Source organism: uncultured Sphingomonas sp., from assembly GCF_902806265.1.
Taxonomy (GTDB): domain Bacteria; phylum Pseudomonadota; class Alphaproteobacteria; order Sphingomonadales; family Sphingomonadaceae; genus Sphingomicrobium.
The window spans coordinates 85,791-102,454 of the sequence record NZ_CADCVZ010000001.1 but is presented as its reverse complement, the minus strand read 5'-3'; the positions used below and the strand labels follow the sequence as shown (position 1 = coordinate 102,454).

At 68.8% G+C, this 16,664-nt stretch carries 10 protein-coding genes; 4 read left to right on the top strand and 6 right to left on the bottom strand.

Annotation, left to right across the window (positions count from 1 at the left end; translation table 11 throughout):
- Positions 1-31 precede the first annotated feature (31 nt).
- The gene (locus QZX62_RS00520; protein ID WP_294171367.1) at positions 32-2,746 is read right to left on the bottom strand and encodes a [protein-PII] uridylyltransferase; all 2,715 of its coding nucleotides are present in this window, start codon (positions 2,744-2,746) and stop codon (positions 32-34) included.
- Complete coding sequence (gene mutS / locus QZX62_RS00515; RefSeq protein WP_294171366.1) at positions 2,746-5,346, bottom strand: DNA mismatch repair protein MutS; 2,601 nt, start codon at positions 5,344-5,346, stop codon at positions 2,746-2,748. Before mutS ends, QZX62_RS00520 begins: the two co-directional genes overlap by 1 nt.
- A 59-nt stretch (positions 5,347-5,405) precedes the next feature.
- Between mutS and QZX62_RS00510 the strand changes: the two genes are divergently transcribed.
- Positions 5,406-7,676 carry an NADP-dependent malic enzyme gene (locus QZX62_RS00510; protein ID WP_294171365.1) on the top strand — a complete coding sequence of 757 codons (2,271 nt, stop codon included), beginning with the start codon at positions 5,406-5,408 and terminating at the stop codon, positions 7,674-7,676.
- Positions 7,677-7,773: 97 nt separating this feature from the next.
- On the opposite strand, the gene QZX62_RS00505 is transcribed toward QZX62_RS00510, so the two are convergent.
- Positions 7,774-9,864, bottom strand: coding sequence for a bifunctional (p)ppGpp synthetase/guanosine-3',5'-bis(diphosphate) 3'-pyrophosphohydrolase (locus QZX62_RS00505; RefSeq protein WP_294171363.1), 2,091 nt, complete (start codon positions 9,862-9,864; stop codon positions 7,774-7,776).
- 149 nt (positions 9,865-10,013) lie between these two features.
- Here QZX62_RS00505 and QZX62_RS00500 point away from each other — a divergent pair, with 149 nt between their 5' ends.
- Positions 10,014-10,526 (top strand): helix-turn-helix domain-containing protein, encoded by a 513-nt coding sequence (locus QZX62_RS00500; RefSeq protein WP_294171362.1) that lies wholly within the window; start codon positions 10,014-10,016, stop codon positions 10,524-10,526.
- 15 nt (positions 10,527-10,541) lie between these two features.
- On the opposite strand, the gene rpoZ is transcribed toward QZX62_RS00500, so the two are convergent.
- Complete coding sequence (gene rpoZ, locus QZX62_RS00495; RefSeq protein WP_294171361.1) at positions 10,542-10,883, bottom strand: DNA-directed RNA polymerase subunit omega; 342 nt, start codon at positions 10,881-10,883, stop codon at positions 10,542-10,544.
- Between the two features lie 156 nt (positions 10,884-11,039).
- Here rpoZ and QZX62_RS00490 point away from each other — a divergent pair, with 156 nt between their 5' ends.
- A complete protein-coding gene (locus QZX62_RS00490) occupies positions 11,040-12,218 on the top strand; it encodes a phosphatidylserine/phosphatidylglycerophosphate/cardiolipin synthase family protein (RefSeq protein ID WP_294171360.1) in 1,179 nt (392 codons plus the stop codon).
- Here QZX62_RS00490 and QZX62_RS00485 read toward each other — a convergent pair.
- The gene (locus QZX62_RS00485; RefSeq protein WP_294171359.1) at positions 12,215-12,853 is read right to left on the bottom strand and encodes a methyltransferase; all 639 of its coding nucleotides are present in this window, start codon (positions 12,851-12,853) and stop codon (positions 12,215-12,217) included. The two genes, QZX62_RS00490 and QZX62_RS00485, sit on opposite strands and share 4 nt — an antisense overlap.
- A gap of 109 nt (positions 12,854-12,962) precedes the next feature.
- Between QZX62_RS00485 and QZX62_RS00480 the strand changes: the two genes are divergently transcribed.
- Positions 12,963-14,300 (top strand): MFS transporter, encoded by a 1,338-nt coding sequence (locus tag QZX62_RS00480; protein WP_294171358.1) that lies wholly within the window; start codon positions 12,963-12,965, stop codon positions 14,298-14,300.
- On the opposite strand, the gene QZX62_RS00475 is transcribed toward QZX62_RS00480, so the two are convergent.
- Positions 14,254-16,557, bottom strand: coding sequence for a CDC48 family AAA ATPase (locus QZX62_RS00475; protein ID WP_294171357.1), 2,304 nt, complete (start codon positions 16,555-16,557; stop codon positions 14,254-14,256). The genes QZX62_RS00480 and QZX62_RS00475 overlap by 47 nt on opposite strands.
- Positions 16,558-16,664 lie beyond the last annotated feature (107 nt).

The window sequence follows — 16,664 nt, the reverse complement described above, 5'->3', positions numbered from 1 at the left end:
CGGGCGACCGTGGGGTCCTTTGTCTTCTACCTTAAGCGGCGCGGGCGTCAGGGCTGACGGTAGCGGCGTGCAGCAGGGCCGCGCGCAGCGGCTCGATCTCGCCCGCCCCCAGCTTCTTCCCGTCGGAGCGCGTCAGGTAGAAGACGTCGACCGCCCGCTCCCCAAAGGTGGCGATATGGGCCGAGTGGACGACGTGACCAAGGCGGAAGATCGCGCCCGCGAGCGCGGCCAATAGTCCGGGCCGGTCGGACGCATTCACTTCCGCCACCGTGGTCCGCCGCGACGCGCGCTCGGCGATGACCACGGAGGGCGCAACCGCAAATGGCTCCCTGCCCTGCGGCAACGGCACCGCCGCGGGCTGGTCCACCGCCAGGGCCGCGGCGGTCGTGCGGATCAGCCGCGCGCGCAGCCGCTTGTCGGAGTAGGGTCGCCCTCGCCCATCCTGGACCAGCAGATTGTCCAGAGCCATGCCGTCGCGGGTCGTGTGGATGCGGGCGCTCACGATGTTGGCCCCGGCTGCAGCCAGCGCCGCGCATATGCGGTAGAACAGGCCTGGCCGGTCCGGCGCGAATACGCTTAGCCGGGTCGCGCCTTCCTCCTCGCCGGCTAGCGAAACGCTGGGCTGCAACTCGCCGATGCGCGCTTCGGCCGCGGCAATCTGGCGCGCGTTGGCGAGGATCCATTCGGGCGGCTCGGCCACCCAATAGCTGTCGGGCAGACGGCGGGCGTGGGCTCGGGCCGCGCTCGCCCTCCACCCCAGCGCTTCGGTGAGGGCCTGCTGCCGGGCAGCGACCTCTTCGGCGCGTCCGCTCCCCTTGTGCCCGCGCCGTAGCCGCTCCTCCGCCAGCTCGCACAAGGTCCGCAGCAGCTGGCGCTTCCAGTCGGTCCAAGTGCCCGGCCCCACCGCGCGGATATCCACCACCGTCAGAATCAGCAGCAGGCGCAGCCGCTCGGGGCTCTGCACGACCGCTGCGAAGTCCTCGATCGTCTTGGGATCGGCGAGGTCGCGCTTGAAGGCGGTGGCGGACAGTAGCAAGTGGTGACGGACCAGCCACGACACGGTCTCGGTCTCAGCCGCATCGAGCCCCAGGCGCGGGCACAGCTGCAGGGCGATCTCGGCGCCGAGCAGCGAATGGTCGCCCCCGCGGCCCTTGGCGATGTCGTGCAGCAGCACGGCGACGTAGAGGCTGCGCCGGGAACCAAGCTGGCCGCACAGGGCGGTGGCGAGCGGGTGGTCGTCCGCCAAGTCACCCCGCTCGATCGCCGCCAGCAGGCCGACGGCGCGGATGGTATGCTCGTCCACCGTGTAGTGGTGGTACATGTCGAATTGCATCTGCGCCACGACCCGGCCGAAGTCGGGCACGAAGCGGCCGAGCACCCCGGTCCCGTTCGTCCAGCGCAGCACCACCTCCGGCCGCTCGCGGTTGGTCAGCACCTCAAGGAACAGCGCGTTTGCGGTGGGATCGTCGCGGACCGAGTCGACTAGGCGGGCATCCCTGGCGGCGGCGCGCATGGCATAGGGATGGATGTCAAGGCCTTCGCCGGCGGCCAGCGCGAACAGCTGGAGCAGGCGCACCGGGTCCTGGGCCAGAAAGCCATCGGACGGGATGCTCAGCCGCCCGCGGTCGAGCACGAAACCATGCAGGCGGCGTGGGCGGCGCCGAAAGGTCGGCAGCGCGAACCGCCGCCCTTCCGCGCCCATCTGCTCGTCCAGCTGGGCCAGGAACAGGCCGGTCAGGTCGCCGACCGTCTTCGCCTGCAGATAGTAGAAGTGCATAAAGCGCTCGACCGCCGACTTGCCCGGCCGGTCGGTGTAGCGCATCGCTTCGGCGATCAGCCGCTGATGGTCGAAGGTCAGCCGCTCCTCCGCTCGCCCGGCGATCCGGTGGAGGTGGCAGCGAACCGACCAGAAGAAGCGCTCGGCGCGGTCGAAGCGGGAGAACTCCGCCCGGGTCAGCAGGCCGGCGCCGACCAACTCGGCGGAGCTCTCCACCCCGTGGACGTATTTGCCGATCCAGTAGAGGGTATGGAGGTCGCGCAAGGCCCCCTTGCCGTTCTTGACATTGGGCTCGACGAGATAGCGGCTGTCGCCCATCTTCAGGTGGCGTTCGTCGCGTTCGGTGAGCTTGGCGGCGGTGAATCCCGCGGCCGTACCGCGCACGATCTCGCTCCGGAAGCGCTCCGCCGCCTCGTCGAACAGGAGCCGATCGCCTCCGACGAAGCGGGATTCGAGCATGGCGGTGCGCACGGTCATGTCGCTCTTGGCGAGGCCAAGCAGCTCGGGCACGGTGCGGACTGCCTGTCCGACCTTCAGCTTGAGGTCCCACAGCAGGTAGAGCGTCGCTTCGATCACCTGCTCGCACCAGGGCGCGCGCTGGGGCGTCAGGAACATGAGGTCGACGTCGCTGAACGGCGCCATTTCGCCCCGTCCATAACCGCCGAGGGCGACCAGGCTCACCCGTTCGCCGGTCGAAGGATTGGCGACCGGGTAAAGCCGGGTAGCGGCGTAGCCGAACGCCAGCTCGACGATCTGGTCGGTGAGCCAGGCGGTCGCAGCGGCGTGGACTCGTCCGCGCGAGGGCTGGGCTTCGATCCGCCGGGCGATGGCGGCACGGCCGTCGGCCAGCGCCTGGACCAAGGCGGCGCAGGCGCTTGCGCGATCGGCCACCGCAAGCCGTTCCGCGAGCCTCGCCCGCTGCAAGATCGCTTCGCGCTGCTCGACCAGGTGGAGGCGGTTGGCCGACATCAGCCGCGCTCCGCCGCCAGCCGCTTGAGCCGATACAGGGCGTCGAGCGCCTCGCGCGGGGTCAAGCTGTCGGGCTCCAGTTCGGCAACAGCCTGCAGCAAGGGATCGGCGGGCGGCTCGGGCTGGGCGGCGGCCGCGGCGAACAGCGGCAGGTCGTCGAGTCCCGCCGCGATCCCGCAGGTAGCGTCTCGGCCCGCCTCCAGCTTCGCCAGCACCGCCTTGGCCCGCGCCACCACGGCCGGCGGCAGGCCCGCGAGTCGCGCCACGGCGATGCCATAGCTGCGGTCGGCGGGTCCGTCCGCAAGTTCGTGCAGCAGGACGAGGTCCCCCTTCCACTCGCGCGCCCGCACATGGTGGAGGGACAAGGCGTCGAGCCGTCCGGCCAGGCGGGTCAGCTCATGATAATGAGTGGCGAACAGGGTGCGGCAGCCGACCTCACCGTGCATCGCCTCGACTACCGCCCAGGCGATCGCCAGCCCGTCAAAGGTCGAGGTGCCGCGCCCGATCTCGTCCAGGATGACCAGGCTGTACCTGGTGGCCTGCGCCAGGATGGCCGCGGTCTCGACCATCTCGACCATGAAGGTGGAGCGGCCGCGAGCGAGGTTGTCCGAAGCGCCAACCCGGCTGAATAGCCGATCGACGATGCCGAGCCGCGCGCGGCTGGCGGGCACGAAGCTCCCGGACTGGGCGAGCAGCGCGATCAGCGCAGTTTGGCGCAGAAAAGTCGATTTGCCGCCCATGTTGGGGCCGGTGATCAGCCACAGCCGGTCGTATGACCCGAGGCTGCAGTCATTGGCGATGAAGCGCTCGCCCGAACCCCGCAGCGCACTTTCCACCACCGGGTGGCGGCCGCCCTCGACCTCCAGGCAGGGCGTATCGGCGAAGGCGGGACGGCACCAGCTGCCTTCCGCTGCCCGTTCGGCATGGCTGGCGGCGACGTCGATGCGGGCAATGGCGTCCGCGGTGTCGGCGATGGCTCCAGCACCCCGGACCGCCAGCGCCGTCAGCTCCTCCAGATGCGCCTGCTCGGCCGCGAGCGCATGTGCGCCCGCCTCGATGACCTTGCTCGCTTCCTCGTGCAGCGCCGGCGAGTTGAAGCGCACTGCGCCGGCCAGCGTCTGGCGATGGGTGAAGCCGCTATCCGGGGCGAGCAGCCGATCCGCATGCCTGGCCGACACCTCGACATGGTAGCCGAGCACCGCATTGTGCCGGATCTTGAGCGAACCAATGCCGGTCGCGTCGCGGTAGCGGCCCTCCAGGTCGGCGATGGCGCGGCGGCCGTCCGACGAAGCCGCTCGCAAGCCGTCGAGTTCCGGGTCATAACCTTCTGCGATATAGCCGCCCTTGGCCGCATCGAGCGGGGGCGACTCGACCAGGGCGGCGCGGAGGCGCGCGACCAGTTCGTCATGCCCGGCGAGTCGTGGGAGCAAGCGCGCGAGCAATGCGGGCTGGTCGGGCTCGGCCGCGACCGCAGCTCGCAGGGTCGCCGCGCTGGCCAGGCCGTCGCGCAACAGGGCCAGGTCACGCGGTCCTCCGCGCCCGGCTACCAGCCGCCCGAGCGCTCGGCCGATGTCGGGCATCGCGCGCAGGGCGTCGCGGACGCGGCCGCGCAGCAAGGCGGCCTCGTGTAGCCATTGCACCAGCATCAGCCGCCCGTCGATTGAGCGTCGGTCGAGCAGCGGCGCCGACAGGTCGGCCCCGAGCAGCCTCCGTCCGGCAGCCGTGACGCAGCGGTCGATCTCGCCCAGCAGCGATCCCGCGGTGCTGCCTTCCGCCGTCCGGCAAATTTCGAGGCTGGCCCGAGTGGCGGCGTCGATCGCCATATGCTCCAGCCGCGCGATCCGGCGCGGCGCCGCAAGGAATGCGGTCGCCTCCTTCTGGGTGGCGTCGAGGTAGGCCAGCAAGCCGCCTGCGGCCGCCAGCTCCGCCCGGCCGAGTTCACCAAAACCGTCGAGGCTGGCGACCGCGAAGCGCCGGGTCAGTGCCCGCTCGCCGTTCGCGCTGTCGAAGCCACCTTTGCCCGGCATGCACCTGATGCCCGGCACCTTCCCCTCGGCGATGGTCTCGGCCGGCGACAGGCGGGCCAGCTCCGCTTGGAGGTCGCCCGGTCCGCAGGCAATCAGCTCAAACCGGCCGGTGGAGATGTCGGCGGCGGCGATTCCCCACTCGTCGCCAGCCCTGGCTACCGCCGCCAGCCAGTTGGCCGCACCGCTGTCCAGCAGCGTGTCTTCCGTCAGGGTCCCCGGCGTGACCAGCCGGATGATCGCGCGGTCGACCAGCGCCTTGGACCCGCGCAGCCGACGGGCTTCGGCGGGGCTTTCCGTCTGCTCGGCGATAGCGACGCAGTGACCGGCGCGGATCAGGCGGGCGAGGTAGGACTCGGCCGAATGCACCGGCACGCCGCACATTGGCACTGGCTCGCCTGCGTCGGCGCCGCGCTTGGTGAGCGCGATGTCGAGGCACCCGGCTGCCGCCTTGGCGTCATCGAAGAACAGCTCGAAGAAGTCGCCCATACGGTAGAACAGCAGCGCGTCACCGGCCTCGGCCTTGAGGCGGTGGTATTGCTGCATCATCGGGGTGGCGGCGTCGGCCCTGGCCATGCGCGTACGTAGCCCGTTTCGTGGTGACGGGGAAAGACGCGGAGTGTAACCGCGCTCCCATGTCCGAGAGCAACGTCAAGTTCAGCGAAGCCGAGGCGCTCCACTTCCACTCGCGGGGCCGGCCCGGCAAGATCGAGATCGTCGCGTCCAAGCCGATGGCGACCCAGCGCGACCTCAGCCTGGCCTACTCGCCGGGGGTCGCGGTGCCGGTGCGGGCGATCGCCGAGAACCCGGCCTCAGCCTACGACTACACCGCCAAGGGCAACCTCGTCGCAGTCATCTCCAACGGCACCGCCATTCTCGGGCTCGGCAACCTGGGCGCGCTCGCCTCCAAGCCGGTGATGGAGGGCAAGGCGGTGCTGTTCAAGCGCTTCGCCGACGTCGACTCGATCGACCTCGAACTCGATACGGAGGACCCGCAGCGCTTCATCGACGCGGTGGCGCTGCTCGAGCCCAGCTTCGGCGGCATCAACCTCGAGGACATCGCGGCGCCCGACTGCTTCGTCATCGAGCAGACGCTGCGCGAGCGGATGAACATCCCCGTGTTCCACGACGACCAGCACGGCACGGCGATCATCACTGCCGCAGGGCTCATCAACGCCTGCCTGCTGACGGCACGCGAGCTGTCGGCGATCAACGTGGTGGTGAACGGCGCGGGCGCGGCGGCGATCGCCTGCACCGAGCTCATCAAGGCGATGGGCGTGCGCGGCGACAAGGTCATCATGTGCGACCGTTCGGGCGTCATCCACAAAGGCCGGGACGACCTCGACCAATGGAAGTCCGCCCACGCGGTCGAGACCGAGCGCCGCACTCTGGCCGATGCGCTGCAAGGGGCCGACGTGTTCCTGGGACTGTCCGCGGCGGGCGCGCTCAAGGCGGAATGGGTGCCCGCGATGGCGCCCAGGCCGATCATCTTCGCCATGGCCAACCCCGATCCCGAGATCACCCCGCCTGAGGCCAAGGCGGCGCGGCCTGATGCGATCGTTGCTACCGGACGCTCCGATTACCCGAACCAGGTCAACAATGTGCTCGGCTTCCCCTTCATCTTCCGCGGAGCGCTGGACGTGCGGGCCCGCGCGATCAACGACGAGATGAAGATCGCCGCCGCGGAGGCGCTCGCCCGGCTGGCCCGCGAGCCGGTGCCGGACGAGGTCTCCGCGGCCTACGGCGGCCAGTCGCCGCGCTTCGGCGCCGACTACATCATCCCCGCGCCGTTCGACCCGCGGCTGCTGGAGGTGGTGCCCGCCGCAGTGGCGGAAGCGGCGATGCGCTCGGGAGTCGCCCGGCTGCCGATCGACAATATGGCCGCCTACCGCCAGTCCCTGCGGGCGCGGCTCAATCCGACCGTGTCGGTCCTCAGCCTGGCGTACGAGGCGGCCAAGACCAGTCCCAAGCGGGTGCTGTTCGCCGAGGGCGAGGAAAAGAACGTCCTGCGGGCCGCCATCGCCTTCAAGGATGGCGGGCTCGGCACGCCGGTGCTGGTCGGGCGGGACGAGGTGTACGACCATCTGCGCGAGCTAGGCGTCGACGATCCGTCCGGCTTCGAGGTGCTCAACAGCCGCAATTCCCCGCTGGTCGGACGCGCCGTGGACCATCTCTACGCCAAGCTGCAGCGCCGGGGCTTCCTCCGGCGCGAGATCGAGCGGCTGGTCAACCAGGACCGCAACTATTTCGCCGCCGCCATGCTGGCGCTGGGCGAAGCGGACGCGATGATCACCGGGACCACCCGGCCGTTCAGCCAGTCGCTGCGCCAGGTGCAGATGGTGATTGGCGAGGAGAGCTGCGCGCCGTTCGGCATCAACATTGTGGTGGGCCAGAACCAGACGGTGCTGATCGCCGACACCGCGGTGACCGAGCGTCCGACCGCCGCGGAGCTGGCCGCCATCGCCGAGCGCTCCGCGGCCTTCGCCCGCCGCATGGGGCAGGAGCCGCGGGTCGCCTTCGCCAGCTACACGACCTTCGGCAACCCGCCGGGCGCGCACGTCGGCGCGCTGCGCGAGGCGGTGGCGCTGCTCGACTCGCGGCAGACCGACTTCGAATATGAAGGCGAGATGTCCCCGGATGTGGCGCTCAATCACGAGATGCAGCGGCGCTTCTATCCGTTCAGTCGGCTGACTGGCCCGGCTAATATCCTGATCATGCCGGGCCTCCAGTCGGCCAACCTGTCGGCCAAGCTGCTCCGCGCCGTCGGCGGGGAGAATGTGCTCGGGCCGTACCTGGTCGGCATGAGCCTGCCGGTGCAGATCGCGCCCATGACGGCGACCGCCACGGACCTGGTCACGCTGGCCGTGCTGGCGGCTGGTGAAGCGGAGCGGGCCAAGCGAGCGTGAGCGTCACTCCCGCGAAGGCGGGAGTCCATCTTCTGAGTGTGGGCTACGAGGTGTCGAGGGGAGATGGATCCCCGCTTTCGCGGGGATGACGGCCGACTTATATCCGCTCCGCGCTGGACACCTGATCCGCGGCCCGCAGCGCCGCCATAATTGCATGAAGGTGCGCCAGGTCGTGCACTTCCACGTCCACGTGGAATGTGTGGAACGATCCGTCGCGGTGCACCAGCGCCAGGTTGACGATGTTGGCGCCCTTGCCGCCAAGCACGCCGGCCATGGAGCCGAGGGCGCCGGCCACGTCGCGCAGGATGATGCACAGCCGCGCCGTGGCACCGTCCGAGCCGTCCCCCCAGGCGAGGTCCATCCAGTCCGCGTCCACACCCGAGGCGAGCCGGTCGCAGCCGATCGCGTGCACCTCGATTTCCTCGTCCTCGCGGCGCAGGCCGACGATGCGGTCGCCAGGGATCGGGTGGCAGCAGGGCGCGAGGTGATAGGCAACCCCGGCGGTCAGCCCCTTGATGGAGATCGCCCGCTTCTGGGCGACGGGACGCGGCGCAACGTCGCCGCCGGTCGAACCCGGCATGAGCGCCTCCATCAGCGCCTCGTCGCCGATCCGTTTGCGCGCGATGGCGATCATCAGCGCGTCCTCGTCCTCAAGCTTGAGCTTCTTGAGCGTGCGCGGCAGCGCCTCCGCCGGCAGCGGGACAGGCAGGCGTGCAACGATCTCGTCGAAGATCTTGCGGCCCAGCTCGACCGATTCGTCGCGCTCCTTGTGCCGGGCGAAGCGGCGCACGGCCGAGCGCGCCTTGCCGGTCGCGACGAAGCGTAGCCACGAGGGCTGCGGATGCTGGGCGTCGCTGGTCAGGATGTCGACTTGGTCGCCGTTCTCAAGCAGGGTGCGCAGCGGCACCACGCGGCCGTTGACCTTGGCCCCGACCGTCTGGTCGCCCAGCCGGGTATGCACCGCGTAAGCGAAGTCGACCGGGGTCGCGCCCTTGGGCAGCTGAATGAGCTCGCCCTTGGGCGTGAAGGCGAAGATCCGGTCCTGGTACATCGCCATCCGGGTATGCTCAAGCAGCTCTTCCGGGCTGTCGGCATGGTCAAGGATCTCGACCAGGTCGTCGATCCACGGCACGCGCACGTCGGCGCTGGGCTTGCCTTCCTTGTAGGCCCAGTGCGCGGCCAGCCCCTGCTCGGCCTGCTCGTGCATCGCCGCCGTGCGGATCTGGACCTCGATCCGCATCTTGGTGTCGTGGATGACGGAGGTATGAAGCGACCGATAACCGTTGCGCTTGGGGGTGGAGATGAAGTCCTTGAAGCGGCCGGGCACCATCGGCCAGCGGCGGTGAATCTGGCCGAGCGCGCGGTAGCATTCGTCCACATCGTCGACGATCACGCGAAAGGCCATGACATCCGACAGCTGCTCGAAGCTGATGTGCCGTTCGGCCATCTTCTTCCAGATGCTGTAGGGATGCTTCTCGCGGCCGGTGACCTCCGCTTCCAGCCCGTTGTCGGCGAGATGCAGCTGCAGCCCCAACCCAATGCGGCTGACGATGTCGCCGCCCTCGGCATGGAGCTGCGCCAGGCGACGGGTGATGGAAGCGTAGGCGTCGGGCTCGAGCTCGGTGAACGCGAGCGTCTGCATCTCGTTCATGATCTCGTACATGCCGATCCGCTCGGCGAGCGGCGCGTAGATGTCCATCGTCTCGCGGGCGATACGGCGGCGCTTCTCCTCCGAGTCGATGTGGTGAAGCGTGCGCATGTTGTGCAGCCGGTCGGCGAGCTTCACCAGCAGCACGCGGATGTCGTCGGACAGCGCCAGCAGGAACTTGCGGAGATTCTCCGCGGCCCGCTCGCTTTCCGACTGCGCCTCGATCTTGCTGAGCTTGGTGACCCCGTCGACCAGCCGCGCGACGTTCGCCCCAAACAGCCGCTCGATCTCGTCGGGGGTGGCGACCGTATCCTCGATGGTGTCGTGGAGGATGCCGGTAACGATGGTCTCGTCGTCCAGCTTGAGGTCGGTCAGGATTCCCGCGACCTCGATCGGATGGCTGAAATAAGGATCGCCGCTGGCCCGGGTCTGCGCACCATGCGCCTTCATGGAGAAGACGTAAGCGCGGTTGATCAGCCCTTCGTCGGCGTCCGGATCATAGGAGCGGACCCGCTCAACCAGTTCATATTGGCGCAGCACCTCCGCTATGTGGGCTGGCAATCGCCTATGTTGCAAGTGCGAAAAGCACCGGTGACTGGCCCGAAGCGCTTCAAACACGAACGCTTAAGCTGTTCAGTTGCTAGAAGATGTGCTTGTATTGCTTGGCCGAAGAGAAAAGGGACTGAGGCTTGACCCGCGACATCAAGCATATCGATGCGTTCAAGGCGGCGGCACTGCGTTGTCCCCTGCCCAGCGCGATTGATCTGATTGGCGAGAAATGGGCGTTTCTGATCGTCCGGGGAGCGCTCAACGGGCTGCAACACTTCGAGGAGTTCCAGGCCTGCCTCGGCATTGCCCGCAACATCCTGTCCGACCGGCTCGCCAAGATGGTCACCGGTGGCATCCTGCAGCGGGCCGCCGATCCGTGCGACCGGCGCAAGGTGATCTACTCACTGACGGAGAAGGGCGAGGCCTTGCTGCCGGTGGTGCTGGCGCTGCGGCAATGGGCGCTGGATTGGGGGCATGGCAGCAACGATCGGGTCGTGGCGGACGTTCGCGACGGCAAGCCGATTGGACGTATTACCATCCGCGCGCATGACGGGCGTGAGCTCGCGCTGCATGAATTAATGTGGCTGGACGACGATGGGCGCGGCTACCGGCTGCCGGAGCCGTTGACGATCGTGGAAGACGCCGCCGCCTGAGCGGCCGGCAGCTGCTTATTCGTAGTCGCCGCCGCTCGGAGTCGGCCGCGGCGGGGCAGCTGCGGTCAGGCGGAGGGCCTCCGCCGACTCGCTGAGGCTGGCCAGCTCGTCGGTCGCATCCTCCTCGTCGACCTGGACGCGCTGCAGCCCGCTGACCACAGCTTCCTCCAGCTCGCGCGGGCGCACCGTTTCCTCCGCGATCTCGCGCAGGGCGACGACCGGGTTCTTGTCGCGGTCGCGATCGATGGTCAGGTCGGCGCCACCGGAGATCTGCCGGGCGCGCTGCGCAGCGAACAGGACGAGGTCGAAGCGGTTGGGGATCTTGTCGACGCAATCTTCGACGGTGACGCGCGCCATGGACCGGGCCTGCCTTTTTGTTGGAGCAGCATGAAAAGGAAGCGTGCGAAGTAAGCCGGAGCCTCCGGTCTGTCAAGGAAAGCGGCCTGCTCCCATTCCATGACAGCCGGTGATGGACGCTTGCCACTGCGGCCAGGTCGTTCCAAGTCGCTCCCAATGGCTGAAGCGGTCCTGTCAGCTCCTGCTTCCGAGACCCAGCGGATCACCGCGGAGATCGCGGGCACGCGGCTGGAGGTGCTGGAGACCGGCGCGGCGCGGTTGCGGGCGCTGCTGGCGCTGATCGACACGGCGGAGCGCAGCATCCGCATGCTGTTCTACATGTTTGCCGACGACAGCGCCGGCAAGGCCGTCCGCGACGCGCTGACCCGCGCCGCCATGCGCGGAGTGGCAGTCGACCTGCTCATCGACGGGTTCGGCTCGGACGTTTCTGCCGGCTTCTTCGACCCGCTCAGGAAACAGGGTGGGAAGCTGTGCCTGTTCCACCCCCGCTACGGGCGGCGCTACCTGCTGCGCAACCATCAGAAATTGGTGGTGGTCGATGACCATCGTGCGATCATCGGCGGGGCGAACATCCATGCCCATTACCTAAGCGATCAGGGGCCGGCACACTGGCGCGACCTGTGGCTGTTGCTGGACGGTGCCGCGGTTCCGGCCGCGGGCCGCTACTTCGACGCGATCCTCCGGTGGACCGGCACCAAGGGCGCGAAGATGCGCTCGCTCCGGCGGATCATGCTCCGCCACACGGAGCGGGAAGGACCGCTGCAATGGCGCTTCTCGGGCCCGATGAGCCGCCGCAACCTGTGGGTCAGGCAGATCGTCAAGGAGCTCAAGGAAGGGCAGCGGCTCGACCTTATCGCGGCTTACTTCTCGCCTCCGTTCGCCATGCTGCGGCGGGTGGCGCGCATGGGGCGGCGGGGACAGGTGCGGATCATCACCGCCGCCAAGTCCGACAATGACGCCACCATTGCCGCCGCCCGCCATACCTACGCGCGGCTGCTCCGGGCCGGGGTCGAGATGTTCGAATATCGCCCGGCCAAGCTGCATACCAAGCTGCTGATCCTGGACGACGCCGTGCACATCGGCTCGTCCAACTTCGATTTCCGCAGCCTGTACCTCAACTTGGAGTTGATGCTGCGGATCGAGGACGCGGGCTTTGCCGCCCAGCTGCGCAGCTATTTCGAGCGGGAGCTGGCGGACAGCGAGCGGATCACGCCCGAGCTGCACAAGGCCAGGGCTGGCTGGCTGCGGCGGCTGAAGTGGACGGTCAGCCACTGGCTGGTGACCAGCATGGATTATACGGTCACCCGCCGGCTGAACTTCGGCGCGGAACGTTAGTCGCTGGGTTCGCGGTACGCCCAGAACAGGGTGGCCGGCGGGACGTTGACCCATTCGAACCCGCGCTCGACCCGCTCGAACACCGGCGCGATGAAGTCGAGGACCTTGGGGCTGAACTGGTAGACCAGGAACGCCCCGCCAGGGCGGATCACCTGTGAGGTCGCGGCACCGATGGCATGGCCGACGCCGGGCGGCAAGGTCGAGAAAGGCAGGCCGGACAGCACATAATCGGCCTGGGCAAAGCCGCGGTCGGCCAGGATCTTCTCAACCTCCGCCGCGGAGCCGGTCACCGGCACTAGCCGGTCGTCGTCGACAGATTCCCGCAGGAACTCGGTAAAGCCCGGGTTGGTGTCGATGGTGATCAGCGTTGCGTTCGGGCCGAGCCGCTCCAGGATCGGGCGAGTGAAGGTGCCGACGCCCGGGCCATATTCGACGAACAGCTCCGTGTTGTCCCAGTCGACCGGCGCCAGCATGCGATCGATTAATTTGCGGCTGGACGGGATCACGGACCCGACCATCACCGGGTGCTTCAGGAACTCGCGCAGGAACTGTAGGCGCGGGTTGGCCGACCCCAGCGCATTGCGTCGGGCAAGGCGGCGGGGTCCCTTCAGCGTGCGGGCGGACGAGACGGACATGCAGGCTCCGGTGACGGGGGAAAGCGGCTCGTCAAGCAAATGCCGCAGTCTTTGGCAAGTTCCGCCCGATGTCGGTTGCGTGGCCGGCCCAGCAAGTTAAGGCCGCCGCATGCCTGGAAGCCGCAAGCATCAGCGGGTCGGCGGCTCGGCCTTGTCGACGTCCAACTTCCTGCTGCTGTTCGCGGCCATGTTGGTCGCGGCCGCGGGCAACACCGCGCTGCAATCGGTCATGCCGGCCATCGGCCGCGCCATCGGCATTGCCGACTTCTGGGTGGCGATCGCCTATACCTGGTCGGCGGTGCTGTGGGTGGTGCTGGCCCCCTACTGGGCGGAGAAGAGCGACCGCAACGGCCGCAAGGCGCTGACTTTGCTCGGCGTCGGCGGCTTTATCGTATCCATGGCCTTGTGCGGCCTCGCCCTGGTCGCCGGACTGCACGGCTGGATCGGCGGAACGCTCACCTTCGTCCTGTTCGGGCTGTTCCGCGCCATCTACGGCTCGCTCGGCTGCGCCACCCCCAGTGCAACCCAGGCCTATCTCGCCAGCAAGACGCGCAAGTCGGCGCGGGTCGCCGCCCTGTCCGCCCTCTCCTCTTCCTTCGGCCTCGGCACCATCGTCGGACCGGCGCTTGCCCCCTTGTTCGTGCTGCCGTTCATCGGTCTGCCCGGCCCGCTGTTTGCCTTTTCGCTGATCGGGGTGGGCGTGTTCGTCGCCATCCTGCTGTGGCTGCCCGACGATGCGGCGGGGCCGAGGGAAGGCCGCGGGGCCGCGATGAGTTACCCGAGCCAGGCGTCCATGGTGACGGGCGCCAGCGTGCGCGCGGCCACGGCCGAGCAGCGCGGGCCGCGGCTGAGCTGGCGCGACGGGCGGATTCGCCGCTGGGTGCTGGCGGGCGTCGCGGCGGGCCACGCCCAGGCGGCGGCGCTGACCTGCATCGGCTTCTTCGTGATCGACCAGCTGAAGCTCTCGCCCAACGGCGCGGAGGAGTCGATCGCGATCGTGATGATGGCGGGTGCGGCGGCGACCCTGGCAGCGCAATGGGGCCTGATCCCGCGCCTTGACCTCAGCCCGCGGAGCCTGATCCTGTGGGGCAGCGCCATCGCCTGCTTCGGGCTGGTCACTACCGTGTTCGCCGAGGACCTCTACGGGCTGGTGCTGGGGTTCGGCATCACGTCGGTCGGCTTCGGTTTCACTCGCCCAGGCTTCACCGCGGGGGCGAGCCTGGCGGTGCCGCTGGCCGAGCAGGGCGCGGTGGCGGGCGTGATCACCGCGGCCAACGGCATCAGCTTCGTTGCGGCGCCGGCAGTCGGCATGGCCCTGTACGAGCTCGACCAGCACCTGCCGTTCGCCGCTGCCGCCCTTCTGCTATTGCTGCTGCTGCCATGGGCGGCGCTGCGCCTCGCTAAGCCGGGCGCTCAGCCCCACGCGGACGAAGCATCCCCGGCGTAACGAACCCGATTCCACCGCCGTCCGGCCGCACCGCATCGCTCTTCAAGGTCGCCTGGATGCGCTCGTACTCGTCCAGCATCTCCTTTGTGACGGAAGCGCGCGTCTCCTCCAGCGCCTTGTCGAAGTCGGCCATGGTGACCTCGGTAGCATCGACACCGCGGCGCAGGGCGGTGAGGCCCGCGCGGCGGGTCAGATCCTCAAGGTCCGCGCCCGTAAACCGCTCCGTTCGCTCGGCCAGCGCATCCAAGTTCACGTCCGCCGCCATTGGCATCTCCTTGGCGTGGATCGCCAGGATCTGACGACGGCCCTTCGCATCGGGCACGCCGACATAGACCAACTCGTCGAAGCGGCCCGGCCGAAGCAGCGCGGGGTCGATGAGGTTGGGCCGATTGGTGGCGCCGATCACCACCACGCTGCCAAGCTCCTCCAGCCCGTCCATTTCGGCGAGGATGGTGTTGACTACCCGCTCGGTGACCTGCGGCTCGCCCATGCCCCCGCCGCGCGCGGGCACCAGGCTGTCGAGCTCGTCGATGAAGATTACGGTGGGTGCAACCTGGCGGGCGCGGGCGAACAGCCGGGCAATCTGCTGCTCGCTCTCGCCATACCATTTACTGAGCAGGTCCGAAGACTTCACCGCGATGAAGTTGGCCTGACTCTCCCGCGCGCAGGCCTTGGCCAGCAGGGTCTTGCCGGTGCCCGGCGGGCCGTAGAGCAGGAAGCCTTTGGCCGGTCGGATGCCGAGCCGGCGGAACGCTTCAGGGTGCTTGAGCGGCAGTTCGACGCCTTCGCGCAGCTTCTCCGCCGCCTGGTCGAGGCCACCGACATCGTCCCAGCCAATGTTGGGCACCTGCACCATGACCTCGCGCATGGCCGAGGGCTGCACGCGCTTGAGAGCATTGTCGAAGTCCGAGCCGACCACCGCCAGCTTATCCAGGACCTCGTTGGGAATGGTGCCTTCCGACAGGTTGATCTCCGGCATGATCCGGCGGACGGACTCCAGCGCCGCTTCGCGGGTCAGCGCGGCCAAGTCGGCGCCGACGAAGCCGTAGGTGCGGCGCGACAGGCCGTCGAGGTCGACCCCGCCGTCCAGCGGCATGCCGCGGGTATGGATGCCGAGGATTTCGCGCCGGCCGTTCTCGTCGGGCACCCCGACCACGATTTCGCGGTCAAAGCGGCCAGGGCGGCGCAGCGCTTCGTCGATCGCCTCGGGCCGGTTGGTGGCGGCGATCACCACCAGGTTCTGGCGCGGCTCAAGCCCGTCCATCAGAGTGAGGAGCTGCGCGACCAGCCGCTTCTCCGCCTCGCCGGTGACCTGTCCGCGCTTGGGCGCAATGGAATCGATCTCGTCGATGAAGACGATCGACGGCGCGGCTTGCGCGGCTTCCTCGAACAGCTCGCGCAGCCTTTTCTCCGACTCGCCATAGGCCGAGCCCATGATCTCGGGTCCCGCGATGTGGAAGAATTGGGCATCGCTCTCATTGGCGACCGCGCGCGCCAGCCGGGTCTTGCCGGTGCCGGGAGGGCCGTGGAGCAGCACGCCCTTGGGAGGATCGACACCGAGGCGCTGGAACAGCTCGGGATGGCGCAGCGGCAGCTCCACCATCTCGCGCAACGCGTCGATCGTGTCGCGAAGCCCGCCGAGGTCGTCGTAGGTGACATCCGCGCGGCGTTCGCCATGCTGCTCGGTGAACTCGGGCAGCAGCTCCACCTGGGTGTTCGCGTCGATGTGGACGATCCCGCGCGGCCCGGTGCTGACGACGTTGAGGCGTATCTCCTGCAGCGCAAAGGCCGGGGCGTTGAGCAGGTGGCGGACGTGCTCGGGCATGTCGGCGTTGACTCGCTGGTGACCGGTGGTGGCGACCGTATCGCCGGCGGTGAGCGGGCGCCCGGCGAAGCTGCGCTTCAGCGCCTCCGTCGAGCCGGCCAGCCGGATGTTGTTCTGCGCCGGCGCGAAGACCACGCGCGTGGCGGGCTTGCTGTCGGCCTTGCGCACCTCCACGAAATCGCCTGAGCCGACCCCGGCGTTGGCCCGCTGAAGGCCGTCCAGCCGGATGATGTCGAGGCCTTCGTCGTCGCCATAAGGGCGGATCGCGCGAGCCGGGGTGGTGCGCTTGCCGACGATCTCCACCACGTCACCGTCCGCCAGCCCGAGCTCCGCCATGAACTTGGTCGGCAAGCGGGCGATGCCGCGACCGCTGTCCGCGGGCGGCAGGTTCGCCACCTGCAAGCGCCGGACCTGGGTTTCAACATCGGCCATCAGACACAACTCCCTTTGCACCGGCCCAACCCGGCGGCGGCGCGTGGGTTTCCATGTGGGGCGGACGGCGGTTGAGAAAAGAAGGGGCAGGCTACGCTTGTCGCCGG